This is a genomic window from Acinetobacter sp. V102_4 (assembly GCF_031799005.1).
Classification (GTDB): Bacteria; Pseudomonadota; Gammaproteobacteria; order Pseudomonadales; family Moraxellaceae; genus Acinetobacter; species Acinetobacter calcoaceticus.
Genome location: NZ_JAVQNR010000034.1, coordinates 77,884 through 97,090, shown reverse-complemented (window position 1 = coordinate 97,090; position 19,207 = coordinate 77,884). Strand labels below are relative to the sequence as shown.

At 38.6% G+C, this 19,207-nt stretch carries 16 protein-coding genes; 8 read left to right on the top strand and 8 right to left on the bottom strand.

Features of this window, described 5'->3' with window-relative positions:
* Nucleotides 1-2: 2 nt before the first annotated feature.
* The 3 genes from prmC to RMB13_RS05395 form a co-directional block, all read right to left on the bottom strand.
* A complete protein-coding gene (prmC, locus tag RMB13_RS05405; RefSeq protein ID WP_311084610.1) occupies nt 3-818 on the bottom strand; it encodes a peptide chain release factor N(5)-glutamine methyltransferase in 816 nt (271 codons plus the stop codon).
* On the bottom strand, nt 818-1,906 hold the full coding sequence (prfA, locus tag RMB13_RS05400; protein ID WP_003652455.1) for a peptide chain release factor 1: 1,089 nt from the start codon (nt 1,904-1,906) through the stop codon (nt 818-820). The genes prmC and prfA overlap by 1 nt, the downstream gene beginning before the upstream one ends.
* 291 nt (nt 1,907-2,197) lie before the next feature.
* A complete protein-coding gene (locus RMB13_RS05395; protein ID WP_311084609.1) occupies nt 2,198-3,037 on the bottom strand; it encodes a type 1 glutamine amidotransferase domain-containing protein in 840 nt (279 codons plus the stop codon).
* Between the two features lie 119 nt (nt 3,038-3,156).
* Here RMB13_RS05395 and RMB13_RS05390 point away from each other — a divergent pair, with 119 nt between their 5' ends.
* From RMB13_RS05390 to RMB13_RS05370, 5 genes are all read left to right on the top strand, one after another.
* Complete coding sequence (locus RMB13_RS05390; RefSeq protein ID WP_311084608.1) at nt 3,157-4,059, top strand: LysR family transcriptional regulator; 903 nt, start codon at nt 3,157-3,159, stop codon at nt 4,057-4,059.
* Between the two features lie 196 nt (nt 4,060-4,255).
* Complete coding sequence (locus tag RMB13_RS05385; protein WP_005039626.1) at nt 4,256-4,675, top strand: glycine zipper domain-containing protein; 420 nt, start codon at nt 4,256-4,258, stop codon at nt 4,673-4,675.
* Between the two features lie 237 nt (nt 4,676-4,912).
* A complete protein-coding gene (locus RMB13_RS05380; RefSeq protein WP_005039624.1) occupies nt 4,913-5,422 on the top strand; it encodes a hypothetical protein in 510 nt (169 codons plus the stop codon).
* A gap of 133 nt (nt 5,423-5,555) precedes the next feature.
* Nucleotides 5,556-6,560: an LLM class flavin-dependent oxidoreductase gene (locus tag RMB13_RS05375; RefSeq protein ID WP_311084607.1), complete on the top strand. Its 1,005-nt coding sequence runs from the start codon at nt 5,556-5,558 to the stop codon at nt 6,558-6,560.
* A gap of 148 nt (nt 6,561-6,708) precedes the next feature.
* Entirely contained in the window at nt 6,709-7,272 is a 564-nt protein-coding gene (locus tag RMB13_RS05370; protein ID WP_080027405.1) for a flavoprotein, read from the top strand.
* 38 nt (nt 7,273-7,310) lie between these two features.
* On the opposite strand, the gene pgaD is transcribed toward RMB13_RS05370, so the two are convergent.
* The 5 genes from pgaD to RMB13_RS05345 all read right to left on the bottom strand — a co-directional run bounded on the left by pgaD (nt 7,311) and on the right by RMB13_RS05345 (nt 14,500).
* Nucleotides 7,311-7,769: a poly-beta-1,6-N-acetyl-D-glucosamine biosynthesis protein PgaD gene (pgaD, locus tag RMB13_RS05365; RefSeq protein ID WP_005039615.1), complete on the bottom strand. Its 459-nt coding sequence runs from the start codon at nt 7,767-7,769 to the stop codon at nt 7,311-7,313.
* Nucleotides 7,766-9,013, bottom strand: coding sequence for a poly-beta-1,6-N-acetyl-D-glucosamine synthase (pgaC, locus tag RMB13_RS05360; RefSeq protein WP_311084606.1), 1,248 nt, complete (start codon nt 9,011-9,013; stop codon nt 7,766-7,768). The genes pgaD and pgaC overlap by 4 nt, the downstream gene beginning before the upstream one ends.
* Nucleotides 9,013-10,839, bottom strand: coding sequence for a poly-beta-1,6-N-acetyl-D-glucosamine N-deacetylase PgaB (pgaB, locus tag RMB13_RS05355; protein WP_311084605.1), 1,827 nt, complete (start codon nt 10,837-10,839; stop codon nt 9,013-9,015). Before pgaB ends, pgaC begins: the two co-directional genes overlap by 1 nt.
* On the bottom strand, nt 10,839-13,280 hold the full coding sequence (gene pgaA, locus RMB13_RS05350) for a poly-beta-1,6 N-acetyl-D-glucosamine export porin PgaA (protein ID WP_311084604.1): 2,442 nt from the start codon (nt 13,278-13,280) through the stop codon (nt 10,839-10,841). Before pgaA ends, pgaB begins: the two co-directional genes overlap by 1 nt.
* 383 nt (nt 13,281-13,663) lie before the next feature.
* Nucleotides 13,664-14,500, bottom strand: coding sequence for a pyruvate, water dikinase regulatory protein (locus RMB13_RS05345; protein ID WP_005039604.1), 837 nt, complete (start codon nt 14,498-14,500; stop codon nt 13,664-13,666).
* Between the two features lie 147 nt (nt 14,501-14,647).
* On the opposite strand from RMB13_RS05345, the gene ppsA reads away from it, so the two are divergent.
* From ppsA to cyoA, 3 genes are all read left to right on the top strand, one after another.
* A complete protein-coding gene (gene ppsA, locus RMB13_RS05340; protein ID WP_171066174.1) occupies nt 14,648-17,035 on the top strand; it encodes a phosphoenolpyruvate synthase in 2,388 nt (795 codons plus the stop codon).
* 64 nt (nt 17,036-17,099) lie between these two features.
* Nucleotides 17,100-17,855 carry an RDD family protein gene (locus RMB13_RS05335; RefSeq protein ID WP_198079875.1) on the top strand — a complete coding sequence of 252 codons (756 nt, stop codon included), beginning with the start codon at nt 17,100-17,102 and terminating at the stop codon, nt 17,853-17,855.
* 316 nt (nt 17,856-18,171) lie between these two features.
* Complete coding sequence (gene cyoA / locus RMB13_RS05330) at nt 18,172-19,206, top strand: ubiquinol oxidase subunit II (RefSeq protein ID WP_004643323.1); 1,035 nt, start codon at nt 18,172-18,174, stop codon at nt 19,204-19,206.
* Nucleotide 19,207 lies beyond the last annotated feature (1 nt).

Genomic DNA, 19,207 nt, shown 5'->3' with positions numbered 1-19,207 from the left:
CTTTAAATCCAGCATGCCAAAGTGACTCGATCATTTTGGCCGTAGTCTTGAATGGTTTTAATTTCACTAAAACCATGCTCAGCAAATATATTTCGAACAGCCTGTCCCTGATCATAACCATGTTCAAGTGCAATCCAGCCTTGTGGTTTTAACCAGTTTTTTCCTTGAGTAATAATAATTTCAATATCAGCTAGACCCTTATAGTCTGCTACCAATGCACGGCGTGGTTCTGTTGCAAGTGCCTGCATGTGTTCATCTTCAGGGTCAATATACGGCGGATTAGAAACAATTAAATCAAATTGCTGTTTGTCTAAAGCATCAAACCAAACACCACAAGCAAATTTCACTTGTTGTAATCCATGGGTTTGCGCATTTTCTTTTGCAACTTCTAAAGTAGGTGCATAAATATCAGTTGCCGTTACTTGCCAATCTGGACGCTCACTCGCTAAAGCGAGGGCAATTGCGCCTGTCCCCGTTCCCAAATCAACAATATTTGCATTCTTTGGCAAGTTTAGATTTAAAACAGTTTCAACCAAAACCTCAGTATCAGGTCGTGGCACTAAAGTATCGGAAGTCACTTTTAAGTCGAGTGTCCAAAATGGCTGTGAACCTGTTACATAAGCTAAAGGCTCACCCTTTTGAATACGCTCAAGCCCAGCCAAGTAGTCTTGCTCTTGCTGGACAGTTAACTCTTGCTCAAGTCTAAACTTTAATTCAAGCGAATTGATTTTTAGAAAATGCTCAAGTAACCAAGCATTTTCCTGTCGTTCATAACTGTCAGGCTCACCACGAATTACAAGCGCTTGAGCAATGTTCATTAGCCGCCATTTTCCTGTGCAAGCATTGCAAGCTGATCTGCCTGATATTCACGATGTAAGCTATCGAGCAATTCAGTTAAATCACCTTCCATAATGGCATCTAACTTATATAAAGTTAGGTTAATACGGTGATCAGTCATACGACCTTGTGGGTAGTTATAAGTACGAATACGTTCAGAACGGTCACCAGACCCTACTAAGTCACGACGCATTTCAGACGTCGCTGCATCCGCCGCCGCACGTTTCGCATTTTCTAAACGTGACACGAGCAATGCCATCGCTTTAGCTTTGTTTTTATGCTGTGAACGTTCTTCTTGGCATTCAACAACTGTACCTGTTGGAATGTGGGTAATACGTACCGCCGAATCCGTTTTGTTAATGTGCTGACCACCTGCACCAGATGCACGGTAAGTATCAATACGCAAATCTGCTGGGTTAATCTCAACGTTGGTATCAACATCAATCTCAGGCAAGATCGCAACTGTACAAGCCGATGTATGCACACGACCTTGTGACTCAGTTGCAGGTACACGTTGCACACGATGTGCACCACTTTCAAATTTTAGGCGACCATACACACCATCGCCATCTACACGGCAAATGACTTCCTTAAAGCCGCCATGCTCACCTTCATTTTCAGAAAGTACTTCTATACGCCAATTTTGTGTCTCGGCATATTTACTGTACATGCGGAATAAATCACCAGAGAAAATTGCAGCCTCATCACCACCCGTTCCGGCGCGAATTTCTAAATAAGCTGCATTAGAATCATTTGGATCTTTTGGAATCATCAAAATATTAAGCTGACTTTCTAACTCTCCAAGCAACGCTTTATTCGCTTGAATTTCTTCTTCTGCCATATCTTTAAAGTCAGGGTCAGACTTCATTAATTCAGCAGTTTCAATATCTTCTTCTGCTTGACGGTATTTGCCCCAAACTTCGGTAATTTCAGATAAATCACTATGTTCACGAGACAATTTACGGAAACGTTTGTTATCGGAGATGACTTCCACATCTGCAAGCAACGCGGTAAGTTCTTCATGTCGATCACAGAGTTGATCAAGTCGTAAACGGAGTGACGCTTTCATAAGAGGAAATATCTCAAAAGTCCAAAAAGCTTATCGAACGCTATGTAAATATAGAAGATAAGCAAAATCGTAAAAATAGCGCATAGTTTACAGATTATGCCGCTCAAATGACATATATAATCAGCCAATTCATCAACTTTCACAGTAAGTAGCAACTTATAAATATAATGATTTCAGATGAGATTTATTTACTCGCCTATAATTTAGCTTTTTTATAGAAAAGAATACGTCACCTTTTTACCCAATAAGGCAATAGAGGCTTTATTCATAAAACCTCTTTACCATGTCTATTTATTTTAATTTTTCTAATAATGTTTTACCCACCAGAACAGCCGAGGCCGGATTTTGTCCTGTAATAAGTTCACGATCCACCACTACATTTGGAGTCCAAGCATTCGTATTACTTTGATATTTACCACCAATTGACTGTAATGCCGTTTGTGGATAGAACTTCATTTCACCACCTTTTAACAGAGCCTTCGCTTGTTCTTCTTCTTGGTTACTAATCACAGTCATCCGATAGTTCTTATAAATCCACTCTCCAGTTTTTACGGCTTTGCCTTGCTCAAGTTGCTGAACGACTTCAAAAGCATTCGGTAACGTTGACATCAATGCAATAGGGCCATGGCAAACCAGAGCTGTAGGTTTTCTAGCTTTATGAAAAGCTGTCAGAACTTTCCCAAGCTGTTTATCTTTTAATAAATCTTGCATAGGTGCATGTCCACCTGGAATATAAATAGCATCAAACTGATCAATACCAATTTGCTCAATACGAGACAGGCTTAAAACTGGAGAATCTTGAGGTGATGTTAACTTAAGGTCATGCAATAAGCCTGCGTACTGCTTTAATGCTTTTTCGTCTTGATTAAAGTACATCGTACTATTTGATGACTCATCTAACGTCGGGGCTTTTCCTTTTGGTGTAGCGAAAGTTACTGTGTGCCCCGCATCTAAAAGCATTTTTGTAGGCTGCATTAACTCATTTAAATAAAAGCCTGTTTTAAAAATATGACCATTTTTCAGCTCTAACTGCCCTTCATCAGACAATACAACTAATACATGAGCAGCATTTGCACTTAATGCTGCTGAAGCGGTAACTACTGCAAGCATTATTTTATTTAGAGATTTCATCATTCAACCTTCATTCCAGCCTTGTGCTGGATTTATAACTAGGATGGATATATTCTATTTTTGCCAGCAAGGTAGAAAAACAACCACATTTACAAATCTTTTTTGCGTTTGAGGACAAAATGTCTCGTCAATTTGACCATCTAGCCGATGTTGAAGTGTTTTTAATTGTGGCTGAAAAGCTTTCTATTAGTGCAACTGCAATTCATTTGTCTACCACACCTTCAGTCATTAGTAGAACAATTACACGGCTAGAGAAAAAGTTGGGTATCCAGTTTTTTAGAAGGACCACTCGTCATTTAAGCTTGACTGAAGCAGGTCAACTTTATTATGAGAAAATGCAGCACGCCTTTCAGCTAATCGACCATGCAGAACGTGTGGTTCAAGGTGAACAACTGCAAATTTCTGGAAAAATCAAATTAAGCGTTCCTACAACTTATGGACACTATCGCTTACCACCGTTATTAGAAAAATTTCTTTTGCAATATCCAGACATTCAAATTGAGGTCAGCATCTCTAACCGAAATGTTGATTTAATTGCTGAGGGTTTTGATTTAGCCATTCGCCAAGGCCATCTTCCTAATAGCTCTCTTGTAGCCAGACCACTAGAACTTGCCCCTCTTCAACTGGTTGCTTCACCAACTTATTTAAAGCGCGTAGGTATTCCTCAAAGCTTGGAAGAATTAAATCATCACCAATGTATTGCCTTTGAATTACCTAGCAGTGGTAAGGTCACTCCATGGTTCTTTAAAGATGTAGATCAAGAAATTCAGTGGACACCAACAAATCGGATTCTAGTAAAAGAAGATATTTTAGGCGTCGTATCTCTTGCTGAAAGTGGATTAGGGATATGTCAGAGTTACAGCTTTATTGTTAATGAAAAAATTCGACAAGGAAAATTACAACCTTTACTCGAGACTTATGCAGGCCACACCCGTCCCTTCTCTTTACTGTACGCACAACATAAACATATGTCTTCTGCCACAAGAGCTTTGATCAACTTTCTCTGTTCAGATCGCCAGTAATACACTCATTAAAATTAAATGAGACTCATATTTATCTATATGAGTATTAAACATTCTATTTTAATAGAAAACATACAAACTAGACACTAAACTACAATAATGAATTGATGGTTCTCCATATTTTAAGAAACGTGTTTTGTTACATTTGCCGTAACAAAAGATATAGGGTCCTGCTGCTAAGGACACGGAGTAAAAAATGAAATTAAATGCTTGGTTATGTAGCGCTGTTTTAGCAACTTCTATGGTTACTGTAGCGCATGCTGATAACACAACACATGTAGCAGCTGCTTCCGCTTTAGGTAGTGTAGCTGGTACAGCAATTGGTAAAAGCATGGGTGGTACATCTGGCGCAACAATTGGTGCTGCTTTAGGTGGTGCTGGTGGTGCAGCAGTTGCAAGTGACCGTCGTCACCGTACAGAATCTGCAATTGGCGGTGGTTTAGGTGGTGGTGCTGGTTATACCGTTGGTAGAAGCATGGGCGGTACAAATGGTGGTTACGTTGGCGCTGCTTTAGGTGCTGCGGGTGGTTCTGCTCTAGGTAATAAGATTTCTAAAGACCGCGATGCTGACAGATCTTCTAAACATTGGAAGAAAAAACACCGTCGTCATCACTAATCAAATTTGATGAAACGTCACTAAGCACCTTCGGGTGCTTTTTTATTAGGACCAACAAATATTCATCTTTTCTCTTTTGCTCATGATTTATCCATAGATTAATACAAACAATACAAACAGACACAAAACTATCGTACCGCCTTTGGGGTTCTCCATAATTATCACGAAATTTTTGATTACATTTATCTCAAGATAAAAATACTGTCCTTCTCAGTAAAAAGGACATGGAGCTGCAAGATGAAAATGAATATTTGGTTAGCTAGTGCATTAATTGCAACATCGTCTATGGTGACGGTTGCACATGCAGATAATGGTACGCGTGTTGCTGCAACCTCTGCGTTAGGTAGTGTGGTTGGTACAGCAATTGGTAAAAGCATGGGTGGTACAACAGGCGCAACAATTGGTGCGGCTTTAGGTGGTGCTGGTGGTGCAGCCGCAGCGAGTGATCGTCGTAATCGTACAGAAGCTGCAATTGGCGGTGCTTTAGGTGGTGGTGCTGGTTATACAGTCGGTAAAAATATGGGTGGTACCAATGGTGGTTACATCGGTGCTGCGGTAGGTGCTGCGGGTGGTTCAGCGCTAGGTCGTAAAGTTTCTGAAGATCGTGACTACAATGATCGCTATGATCGTGGTAGTCGTTATGATCGAGATGATCGTAGATATGACGATGGCGACCGTCGTTACTATAAAGGTGGTCATCGCCGTCATGACAATGGTTTACATCGCGGCTGGTACAAAAACCGCTAATTCATATATGAATCAAAAGAGCACCTTCGGGTGCTTTTTTATTGAGAGATAAAACCAAATATCGAAAAAAAACGATATACATTAATCCCTATATATCGTAGTATTTCGATATACCCTTATTCGAGAATATCGCATGCGATCACTTCAAGATACCAAGTTTTCAATTTTGGAACTTGCTCCTATTCGTAATGATAAAACCATCGAATTTTCGTTACGTCACGCATTAGAGTTAGCACAACATGCAGAGAAACTAGGTTATGAACGTTTCTGGCTTGCAGAACATCACAACATGGATGGAATCGCGAGCTCTGCTACGGCTGTCTTACTCGGTTTTATTGCAGCACATACACAGCATATTCGTTTAGGTTCAGGCGGAATTATGCTTCCTAACCATGCTCCTTTAGTTGTCGCAGAACAATTTGGAACACTTGCTACTTTATATCCAAATCGTATTGAACTGGGTTTAGGCCGTGCTCCTGGTACAGATCAACTCACCATGCGAGCTTTACGTCGTGGGCATCAAGAAACAGAAGATCAATTTCCAAGAGATGTTGTCGAAATCCTAAAATATTTTGATGTACCGCAAGCAGGACAAAAAATTATTGCAACGCCAGGGCAAAATACACATGTGCCTGTTTGGTTACTTGGATCTAGCCTTTTTAGTGCGCAATTGGCTGCAAAACTTGGTCTACCCTACTCATTTGCGTCACATTTTGCACCACGTATGTTAGGTCAAGCGATTCAGCTCTACCGAGAGAACTTTGAGCCTTCTGCTTATTTAGATAAACCTTACATTTCTATGGGTGTACCTGTTGTTGTAGCAGAGACTGATGAAGAAGCACAGTTTTTAGCAACAAGTGCATACCAACGTGTATTAGGCTTAATTCGTGGCGAAAGCTTAAAGCTGAAACCACCAGTTGAATCAATGCAGGGACTATGGAATACAGCAGAAGAGCTTTCCGTTGAAAACTTCTATGCAATGGCACAGATTGGCTCTGTAGATACAGTTCACTCTGGTTTACAAAAGCTTTTAGCGACATACGATGTTGATGAGTTTATTTTTACATGTGATATATACGACACAGCGAAGCGTCTAGACAGTTTTACGCAACTCATGAATGTAAAAACAGAACATTAAAACTAGACTTGATTTTCCCATACTTGAATTGATTTCGAGTATGGGATGACCATCTATCTGAAAAGACTTTACCCCAACTTCCTGCTTGGTTATTTATATTAAAACGATAAAAACATCATGATTGAAAAACCAAAAGGACTTTTGGAAAATGAGTATTAATATTAAAAATAACGCTTCAAAATCAGTAATTTTTCAAAATACGGCTCAAGATTTTGAAGACTTTGCTGGTCAAGTTATTCCGTCAACCTCAATTAAAGAGTTTGATTTTTCACATTCATCTGTCGCGATTATTGGTACAAATCAAGATACTGTGACCCATCTTGAAAAAATCTGCCAACAAGCAAAATTTGTGACTGTATTTCAAATTACACCTCACTTTATTTTGCCCCATAGTCAAATGGGCACACACAAGTTAATTACGCATCCACTCATTATTAAAAACCGGAGATTATTTAACAATCGTGTAAAAAGTCTTTTGGCCTTACGTTTTCTTGAGACTCAAGTAAATGAAACATGGCTTAAGCGCCTTTTAACACCCAATACTGCAACGACTAAAAAAGTATTTTTTAAATCTGATAGTTATTATGCTGCACTCCAAAAATCTAACTGTAAATTACAAACTTGGCCTATTGTTAAAGTTACCAATACATCAATTCACAGCATGGATGGTATAGAACAACCCGTCGACATCATTATCAGAATAACTACATAAAAATAAAAAGCATGGCTTTAGGCCATGCTTTTTCTCATTTACTCATATTTTTGCAAATTACCATGATCATCGTAATGCAAAATAATGCGTTGTTTCTTTTGCAATTCACTCAAGATCTCGGGACTAACCGAAAATTGAGCTGCTAGTAATTCAACAGAACTATTCGGTGCTTTAGTCCGACGGTCTTCACCACTGAACCTAATCCAGTTATAACTCGCCCACAAAATTAAAATAAGCGCGCTAATTCCAATGAGTAATGCTAAATGAAGTAAGGTTTTAACTTCTGATAAATGATCGACCCAGACATAATCATAAATTAGATGCCCTTCAAAAACCCATAAAAACAGTGAAACCAATGGGAAAAGCAACCACATCAAACAAATCCACCCAATGGTTTGTAACGTATAGTTTGCTGTTTTATTTTTGACATATTCAGGTTGATCAATATATTCGGGGATATCTAAAGTCTCTATATCCTTGTTTTCCTCAGGTTTCATGGGTTATCTCCACGGAAGCCGCGGTCTGGGCTCACCCAACGGGCACGTTTTTTAGTGTTAAATAAAGTCTTTGGTACCGCCACAACACTAGTAAATAAAGTAAGCAGCCAGAAAAATAACGGGTACCAGATTACCCAGAAATAGTTTCTAAAGAAGCGGCCACGGTCATAGCGCTGATCAATCCACAAACTCACCAAAAACTGTATCAGACATGTTCCGCCTAATATTACACCGTACCACTGTGGCATAAGCGTTTTGATCTGCCATTGCAGAGGTAACTCAACAAACAGTCCAACAAAAAATAGAGTGAATATCATAATCATCACATAAGACCAGATAATACTGACTAGCGCCTCAATCATGACTGGCCACATACGACGTACGCGCAATTTGAACATTTGTGGAATATATTCTATAAGAACCTCTACTCCGCCTTGTGCCCAGCGAAGGCGCTGTTTCCATAAACCTTTAAATGTCTCGGGCATATAGATATAGCAAAGCGCTTGTGGAATATACTGAATATCCCAATGGTCCAGCTGTAGCTTCCATGAAATATCAATATCTTCAGTAATTTTATCGTCAGACCAAAACCCGACTCGAACGAGCGCTGTTTTACGAAATGCGGCAATCACACCAGATACTGTAAAAATACGACCATATGTACGCTGCGCACGTTTAATTAAACCAATAATCGAAGAAAATTCGCCAACCTGTAATTTTCCTAAAATACTTGATCGGTTTAAAATTCGTGGATTACCCGTTACAGCACCAATTCGCGGGAAGTTAATAAATGGTTGCATTAACCAAAGTACAGCATGCGGATGTAACAATGCATCCCCATCAATACAAACAAGATATTCGTATTTACTGACCAGTACTCCCGATCTTAAAGCTACAGCTTTACCCTGATTTTCAGCTAAGTGTACAACCCGAAGTCGCGAATCTTGCGCTGACAATTCATCAAGGATTTCAGCTGTTCTATCACTACTTCCATCATTGACTGCAATCACTTCAAAATTAGGATATTTAGTTTGCAGTGCATAACGAATGGTTTGTCGTACCTGAGCTTCTTCGTTAAAACACGGAATAATGATACTGCACCCTTCGCTGGTTGGTTCGGGAAGCATTTGTTCACGGTATTCCCTTTTAAAAAAGAACCAAAGTCCTCCTACCATCCATGTCCAAGCCATGAGTAAAGGATATAAAAAGGCAAAAGCAAATAGAATATCGAGTAATACTCTCATTACTTTTTCCCCTCTACTAATCCAGCAAAAGGCTGATACATGACAGGGCTAGCATTCAGACTGACCGGATTATATAAATACTGATGTACATCTTTTGATTTTTCAAAACTATAGCCATCAATCCCGAATTTCTGAATCCCTATACGCTGAATCGAAAAGAGCCCTTGCTGTACTTCTTCCCAATTGGTCTTTGAAGCATTTTCTGGCAACACTAAAGTCAGCATAATTCTTTGCTTATCTTTTTCATTAAGCGTATTTAAAAGTGCTAACACCTGATTAAATTGCTTTTTCTTGCCAATCATGTCGAACTTCAAATTGACCAAATCATGTTGCGATAAAAGTGTTTTTAACAGTGCTGGTAGATTTTCTACATGATCTAAATCAGGAGTAAGCAATAAAATAAACTGCCCTTGGTTACTCATATTTAAATAAGGCTTTACAGCTTTTTTGGCAAGTTGGCTGAGTTGAGCAAGATGTTTTGATTGTTCAATACAGCTATTCTCTTGAGCGGTTACTGCTTGTATTTCGCAATTTAAAGATGTGCCCGCATTAAGCTGAATACCACTTAAATTACTATTTAAACGTGCAATATCTTTTGCCAAATCTACTGCTAAAAATGGTTTATCTTTCTGAGGATAAGCAGGTAACTCTAATATTACTGCTTGGCCCGCACGAGTTTGAGCCTGCCATAAACTACGGTTTAAAATATCTTGTTGAACAGGCATTTTATCTGTAGGGAAATAAGCAACATCATATTGCCCATCTCCATCTTTATCTTCCAAAGGTTTTAAGATTAAGGCATTGTTTTTTAAGCTGTATAATTTTGATAACAACTGCCCTAATTTTTCATCTGTTTGGGTGTTTTGTGGCGCTGCTAACTGCTTTAAATCCATACTCACAAAGTGACGAGGCTGTTTAAATAAATCTGACTCTTCAAAATTTAAAATATTTAACATGCCTTCAGTGAGCTGTTCAGCTGTAGGGTTATTTATAACCAAGCTTCGTTTAAAAGTTGAATCACTCACCCGATTCATACCATCACGACCCAAACTGAAAGAAAACTCAAAACCTGCCTGCTGCGCCAGTTTTTCCAGTTGCTCATTCACGGCGCCATAAGGCCAGATAATTGCTTTAGGATTAACGCCGACTTCTTTTTTCAAAACTGCGTAGGATTTTTTCAAATCTTGCAAAATACGTTGTTGATATTCTGCATCCGTTTCATAACGTGCTTGCGATTTTAAATATGCATACGAAGTCGCAGCAGGTTGCTCATTGCCTTGAGGATTGGCCAATATGCCATGATGCAAATCGTCACTATGGCTTGCAAACTCAGCTAAACCTGATGCTTGCATTTCACGAACTTGAGCCCAGTTCACCAAGTTACCTTGACCATAGGCTTCATAACCTGCCTGCGTATTGCCATTTATCCAACTGGTCGGAAGAGCAAAAACTGCCGGAATCTGATATTGCTTAAGTAATGGAAATACTCGGCTATAACTACTCAAAGCCCCATCATCAAAAGTAAGTAGAATAGAATTATGAGGCAATTCTTTACCTTGCTTACGAGCTTCCTCAATGTCTTTTAAACGAATCGGCTTCCAGTCAGATTGACTCAGCCAATCTAAAAACTGTGCCAGATTTTTTGTCTGAATCGCATAAACATCTCTGTCACCTTCCTTTAACACATCATCTCGCACATCATGAAAAGTTAAAGAAACCGTATGATTTTTTGGTAGTTCAGTTTCAATGCGGGCATGAGAAAATTGTACGGGTAATAATGTTGAAGCAAACACACAGCTCAACATTTTTGACATCATATTATTCATTAAAAACGCCCTTCAAATCCGAAAATACCGTAGGTATGCTGTTCATCATGACCATCGTATGGGTGATACTGCCAACCAATTCCATAATTAAGTTGCCAAGTCCGTGAGAGCTGCCATTGATGCTGATATTGCAGAGAGTATGTTGGTCTAGCCGAGTAATCTGCTTGTTTATAGAGGCCCACTCCAGCTTCAAAATGCTGTTTAAATGAACGCTCATATTCTCGCCAAGTTACCCAGTCATGACTTAAATTTAACTCAGCGCTGTAATGGTTGCTGGGACTAAAATAAGCAGTCTGATCTTGGCTATTGCTGCCATAAAATCCACGAACGGTTCCGTAGGTAATATGGTGCGGCGTATCAAATAATCGTTCGCGCCAAAAAGTCGAAAATTCTTGTTGTTTATTACCATCACTAATATCAGTTAGGCCATAACTCGCCCCAATCTGACGTGACTCATCTTTTTGCCATGTCAAAGCAGCACGGTAAGCTTGTCCATCTTCACCAGCATCAATTGCTTGTAATGGAATATTAGCTTGGCTGTCATATTGCAATTGATACTGCCAATGGTCATTTAACCATTGCGACCAATCGAGACGAACACCTGCTTGTCCGCCATCTGTACTTTGCGACAAAATCGCTGACAATGCCTTACGATTTGCTTGCCACTCAGCCCCAACACCATAGCGTTGGTCATGCACATCGCCAAAACGGTATTCTCCGTAACGATCTTGATGCCAAGCAAATAAACGATAATTATCTTTGATCCATGGGCTATTAAGACGAGTTTCCATTTCGCGGTCTTTTAAACCATTCTGACCACTCACAGAATCGCTACTACTATCTGCCTTACTTTGTCCCCAAGTTGTTGAGTGAGAAATTGTCGGTCTATTGCGGTCATCTAACTCTTTTCGACTTTTAATTACTCCACCATCTTCAGGGTAATATTCCAAAAGACTTTCAGTATTTTTACGCCATTCTGGAATATCCCATAAAGCCTGAGCATTTTGCATCTGGTTAATTCGAGTATCTTTGGCAACAGGTGTTAAACCATTTAAACGAGAAATAGTTTGCTTGGACTGTAGAGGTTTATCTCTCCAACGCTCAACACGAGCCAGATTATTAATTAGACCTTCATTAGCAGGTGCAAGATCTACTTGTTTTTGAAAATGCTTTTCTGCTTGATCAAGATGATTTGCATAAGCTAAGTGCATACCCTGTAAAGTAATATAGTCATCACGGTCGGGATGACTTGTTTTGTCTACTCCTTTAGCTTGACTATATTTATACGTAGGAATCAATCGATCCACTTCATTCAAAAGTTGTTCAGCTTGTTTATATTTTTCTTGTTCAATATAAGAATAATAAAGCCCCGTATATACCGTCATATCTGGATAGTTTTTTTCAGTAAGCAAGGTTTTAAAGGCAAGTTCAGCTTGCTGTGGCTGTCTTTCAGCTAAATAACTATCAGCTATTGCATGACGAATATAGGCAGGTAGTTTTTCTAAAGGTACATTTAATTTAGTAAATTGATCCAGGACCGTACGAGCACGTCCACGGAAATCTAACGCATATATATAGTCATAATGGAATCTTAAATAATTAGGGTCTGACGGTTGAATCAAAGGCTGCATTTGCTCGCCTTGCTTCAACACAGCATCAAGTTCAGCAAAGCCTTCACTATCGGACATGCCTTCTCGATTTAAATATTTATAGCGAGCAATTGCGTTATTCACACGTTGAGAAAACTCACTGACTTGGAGCCAGTGTTGTAACGATTCTATTTCTGCATTTTTATCGCTGGCAAGCAATAACTGCTGTGCCTTGTTATAAGACCCCACAGCCGCTAAGTCATAACTATATTCTTGTAAAACTGCAAAAGACTTAGGCTGTTGCTTATATGCTTGTTCAATTGCAGATAAAGCATCTACAGGTAAATTGATAAGACGATAAGCATAAGCTATTTGCACAAGTTGATCAGTTTTCAAATTTTTACTATTAATTTGTGCTAACTGTGCTTTGGCTTTTACAACATCCTGAGCTTCAGCGTATAAAACTGCTAACAAAATCTGCCCATCAAGTGTTTTTTGAATATTAAATTTATTCGACCAATCAATCGCATTTTTAAAGTGTTTAAAATCACGAAAATTACGTATTAAAGGTAACTGTCCATATTGTGGAAAAGTAACCGAATTAATATTTGCTAAATGCTGAGAAAAAGTTATTAGATCTTTTTTTTCATTTGACATTACAACTAAATAATCAGCTAGCAATTTTTGATCATGCGGATAAGTTTTTAGCAATTGATCCAATTGAAATATTGCTTGGTGAGTTTGTCCAGTTTTATAAGTGTGAATAGCCTGCTCTCTCAATTCATCCACTTGAGCAGCATATAAATTAAGAGGCAAGATGTATACCAATGAAAAAACACATTTTTTTAGCATTTTGATAATCGGATAGTCCCATATCGAGGTGGGAAAGTATAATTAAAAATAAATAAATAATCACACAACATCAAAATAGTGTGACCTAGTTAACATTTTTAAATTATGGATTTTTTTTGATTGTTTTTTTAAAATATTTAGTAAAATTAAATAATTAGAATTTTTAAATCTGTTCAAACATATACATTTCTTTTCAATATTCTTATTTTATTTCACAATTAGATTATAAAACTCCACAGGTCGACAACCAATAAAAACGTTTTAATAACTTTTTGTTTTATATTTAAAACTTTTATTTTTCTCGTGTTTTATATGTAAAACCATTCAATTTAATCATAAATAAATAATATAAATTGAATGGTTAAAATAAGCAGTTGATTAAATTAACCAATACGACGTTTTAATCCTGTCATCTGCAAAACACGCGTTGAAATTTCTTCAATCGACATTTCAGTCACGTTCAAATATTTAATGCCTTCTGAAATATAGATTCCTTCAATTGCTCTAAGTTCCATTTGGCATTGACTAAAACTTGCATACCGACTATTAGCTTTACGCTCACTACGAATCGCAACTAATCGCTCAGCATCAATCATTAAACCAAACAATTTACTACGATGTGGTCTTAGTACTGCAGGTAAACGGTTATCATCCAAATCTTCTTCTGTTAATGGATAGTTTGCAACACGGATACCGAATTGAAGCGATAAGTAAATAGAGGTCGGCGTTTTCCCCGAACGAGAAACTCCAATTAAGATTAAATCGGCTTTATCATAATGGCGAGTACGCGCTCCATCATCATTATCAAGCGCAAAATGAACAGCATCAATACGGGCCTTATAAGACTCAGAATCAGTCACGGCATGTGTCTGTCCAACTAATGTGGTGGGTGGCGTACCTAGTTCTTGTTCTAATTTACTGATTAAACCTTCAAATACATCAAGATTAACTGCTTTAGCAGTATTAATGATTTCTCGCACATGCGGATCAACTAAAGTATCAAATACTAAAGGCAGACAACCATCTTTGGTTTGACATCGATTAATCTCGACTACAATCTCCATTGCAGCCTCTTCGGTTGCAATATACGGCATGATATGAATATCAAAATCTACATTGGGAAATTGTGCTAATAACGAATGTCCAAGAGTCTCTGCAGTAATTGCAGTTCCATCAGAAATAAAAAAAACGCTTCGCTTAAATTGTTTACTTTCTGACATTAAAATTCTCCTTAAACATTTGTCTTAGTACTATATAATCTTTATAGTAAACTGATCTTACATGACTGTCGCTTAGTATAATTCTCAACTAAGCACTTTATTTTTATAATTTCATGCCAAGATAGACATTAATACTGCAAAAGTGGAGTGAAAACTTTGGAAGCGCGCGTAATCGGTCTAGAAAAATTAGGGAAACACGATGTCGAACTCGTAGGTGGGAAAAACTCATCTTTGGGTGAAATGATCAGTCATTTATCAAATGCTGGTGTATCGGTACCAGGCGGTTTTGCAACTACTGCTGATGCCTATCGTGAGTTCTTAGATCAAAGCGGTCTTAACGCTCGAATTCAAGCAGAACTTGCTCAACTCAATGTTGATGATGTAAATGCTCTTGCAGAAACAGGTGCTAAAATTCGTCAATGGATTGTAGAGACTCCACTCACTGCAAGCCTAGAACAAGAAATTCGCGCCGCTTTTACAACACTTTCTAACGGCAATCCAGAAATCGCGGTTGCCGTTCGTTCATCTGCAACTGCTGAAGATTTACCAGATGCTTCATTCGCAGGTCAGCAAGAAACTTTCTTGAATATTCGCGGTATTGATAACGTTCTTATTGCGATTAAAGAAGTATTTGCTTCTTTATATAATGACCGTGCAATTTCTTACCGTGTACATCAAGGTTTTGACCATGACGTCGTTGCACTTTCTGCAGGCGTTCAGCGTATGGTTCGTTCTGAAACTGGCGCTGCGGGTGTAATGTTTACACTTGATACCGAGTCTGGTTTCCGTGAAGTTGTATTTATTACCGCATCTTATGGTTTAGGTGAAATGGTTGTACAGGGTGCAGTTAACCCAGATGAATTTTACTTATCTAAACCACTATTAAATGCTGGTAGACATTCAGTTTTACGCCGCAACCTTGGTTCAAAACACCAGAAAATGATTTATGGTGAAGAAGGTTCTGCTGGTAAATCTGTTGTCGTTGTTGATGTTGAGAAACAAGAGCGCCAACAATTTGCTTTAAATGATCATGAGTTACAAGAACTAGCTAAACAAGCGCTTATTATTGAGCAGCACTACGGTGCGCCAATGGATATCGAATGGGCGAAAGATGGCGATGATGGTCAAATTTATATTGTTCAAGCTCGTCCTGAAACGGTAAAAAGTCGTCAAAATGTAGGCACAATGGAGCGCTATCTTCTTAAACAAAGAGGTACTGTTCTTTGTGAAGGTCGTTCAATTGGTCAACGTATTGGTTCTGGTAAAGTCCGCATCATTAGCTCAATTAAAGAAATGGACAAAGTTCAAGAAGGCGATGTTCTTGTATCAGATATGACCGACCCTGATTGGGAACCGGTAATGAAACGTGCCGCGGCAATTATTACTAACCGTGGTGGTCGTACATGTCACGCAGCAATTATTGCACGTGAACTTGGTGTACCCGCTATTGTAGGCTGTGGTAACGCAACTGAAGTATTGACTGATGGTCAAGAAGTAACTGTTTCTTGTGCTGAAGGTGATACTGGCTTCATCTACGAAGGCGCTTTAGATTTCGAAGTTCAACGTAATTCAATTGAATCTATGCCTAAGCTTTCGTTCAAAATTATGATGAACGTAGGTAACCCTGACCGCGCGTTTGACTTTGCTCAAATTCCAAATGAAGGTATTGGTCTTGCTCGTCTTGAGTTCATTATTAACCGTATGATCGGCGTACACCCTAAAGCCCTGCTCAACATTGATAGCCTACCTCGTGAAACTCGTGCTGCAGTTCTGACTCGTACTGCTGGTTATGCTTCACCTGTAGATTTCTATGTTGAAAAATTGGTTGAAGGTATTGCGACTCTTGCTGCTGCATTCGGTGACAAGCCAGTTATTGTTCGTATGTCTGACTTCAAATCAAATGAATATGCAAACTTGATCGGCGGTAAGTTATACGAGCCTGAAGAAGAAAATCCAATGCTCGGCTTCCGCGGTGCAAGCCGTTATGTATCTGATAACTTCCGTGACTGTTTTGAATTAGAATGCCGTGCACTTAAGAAAGCTCGTGATGAAATGGGTCTAACCAATATTCAAATCATGATTCCTTTTGTACGTACTGTATCTGAAGCAAAACGCGTTATTGAGTTACTAGCACAAAATGGTTTGAGACGTGGTGAGAACGGCTTAAAAGTAATCATGATGTGTGAATTACCAACTAACGCCCTATTAGCTGAACAATTCCTAGAGCATTTCGATGGTTTCTCTATTGGTTCGAATGATTTAACTCAGTTAACACTAGGTCTTGACCGTGACTCAGGTATTGTTTCACACCTATTCGATGAACGTGATGCAGCAGTTAAAGCACTTCTTTCAATGGCAATCCATGCCTGCCGTAAAGCGGGTAAATATGTAGGTATCTGTGGTCAAGGTCCTTCAGATCATCCTGATCTTGCAAAGTGGTTAATGGAACAAGGTATTGAGTCTGTTTCTCTTAACCCAGACTCAGTTTTAGATACATGGTTCTTCCTTGCTGAAGAAAAAATCAAACAAATCTAATATGTTATAAAAAAAGGCCCATCCGTGGGTCTTTTTTCATCTTTAGAACAGAGAATTTTTATTTATGCAAATTTACTTGGCACGTAATAATCAACAAGCTGGGCCTTACACCTTAGAGCAAGTAAATCAAATGTTGGCTAGCCAACAAATTTTGTTAACTGATTTAGCTTGGCATGAAGGCATGACAGAATGGAAAGCTTTAGGAGAATTAACCCAAGGTAAACTTGTATATCAACCTATCGGTTATTCTGCACCTGTCATAAACACCAACAGCTCACCTAATGAAACGATTCGTCAAATTCGTGTAGAGCCTAAAATTCACGAACTTGCCTCTATTCAATCTCGAGCTTTGGCAAAAATTATTGATTTATTACTTTGGTTACCAATAGCTGCGATTCCTTCTTTTTTCTTTAATGAATCTCAGTATAAGCAATTATTTGAGTTGCAAAAACAAATGCAATCAACTGAAGTTGCTTCAACTAAAGCAGCAGAGCTACAACATCAACTTTTTACTTTAATTCCTATTGAAGCTTGGCATTCTATGCTTGTTTACGTCGTAATCATGCTTGCAATTCAAGCCTTTCTTTTAACAAAATATGGGCAAAGTATAGGTAAGAAAATTGTTGGAATTAAAATCGTAGATGCCGAGAGCAATGGTAAAGTTAATTTAACTCGCATCTTCTTATTAAGAAGCATTGTTTTCATCATACTCAACTTGCTGTTTATGCCTATTAGTACAATTATTGACTATGCTTTTGCATTAGGGCAAAAGCGACAAGCGCTACATGACAAAATTGCAAGAACAAAAGTGATCAAATGATAGCGAATGACTCATTCATTTAAGGTCTAAAAAAAAAGGAGGCACCCCGCCTCCTTTTTTCTATAGAGAGTTGATATTTAAATAAAAGCTCTATAGAGATTAGATACCCTACAAAAAAAATCGGGTTTTAAAACAATTATTTCAGGCTACTTTATGTATAGCTTAGTTTGTCGATATGAGGCATAATGCCCTACAACGTAGCGGTGTCATATAATTGAGAAGTCTAAATTTAAGGATTAGCGTTCTCAATCATGCGACACTTTAATCGCTATCCCATATTTAATTAGGGAATGGGACTCTTCACCGAGGTTGTAAAATGAGACAAACGATTTTAGCTGTATTGTCTTTATCAACGCTTGCCGCACTTTTGACTGGGTGTGGTGGTGATATGGTACTTCTAAACTCTAAAGGTCCAGTTGGTCAAGGTCAAAGTGACCTTATGATGACTGCGATCTATTTAATGTTACTTGTGGTGATTCCTTCAATCATCATGGCATTATGGTTTGGTTGGAAATATCGCGCGTCAAATAAAGATGCAGACTATAAACCTACATGGGCACACTCAACTACAATTGAAGTTGTAGTATGGGGTATCCCTGTCATTATTATTGGTATTTTAGCTTGGTTAACTTGGTGGGGTTCCCACAAGTATGACCCATACCGTCCTTTAGAATCAGATAAAGCTCCTTTAACTATTCAAGTTGTTGCTGAACAGTTTAAGTGGATCTTCATTTATCCTGAACAAAACATTGCAACAGTTAACGAAGTACGTTTCCCTGAAAAAACTCCGTTAAGCTTTAAAATCACCTCTAACTTTACAATGAACTCATTCTTCATTCCACAGTTAGGCGGCCAGATTTATGCAATGGCAGGTATGCAAACTCACCTTCATTTGTTAGCAAATGAAACTGGCGTATATCGTGGTTTCTCTTCTAACTACTCAGGTTATGGTTTCTCTCAAATGCGTTTCAAGGCGCATAGTGTTACAGAGCAACAATTCAACGAATGGGTAGCAGCTGTAAAAGCGGGTAATGGTTCTACTATTAATCCAGAAGCAGTTCAAAAAACTACGCTTGACCAAGCTGAATTAGCAACCTTACGTGATGGCGATCGTTCTAAGCACCAAATCGAGCATTTAGTAAATCGTGCTAAAGCTGCTGGTGACGAAGAAGCGCTTGCTAAAGCTGAAGCTATGAAACCGTTCCCGACTAAGCCACACCCTGTGACTTATTACTCTTCAGTTGAACCAAAATTGTTTGAAACAATTATCAACCATTATATGAGTAACTATCATGGTGTTGACCACTCTGCTGCGCATGCAACAGCTGAACACGCTGCTCAAGGGGAATAAG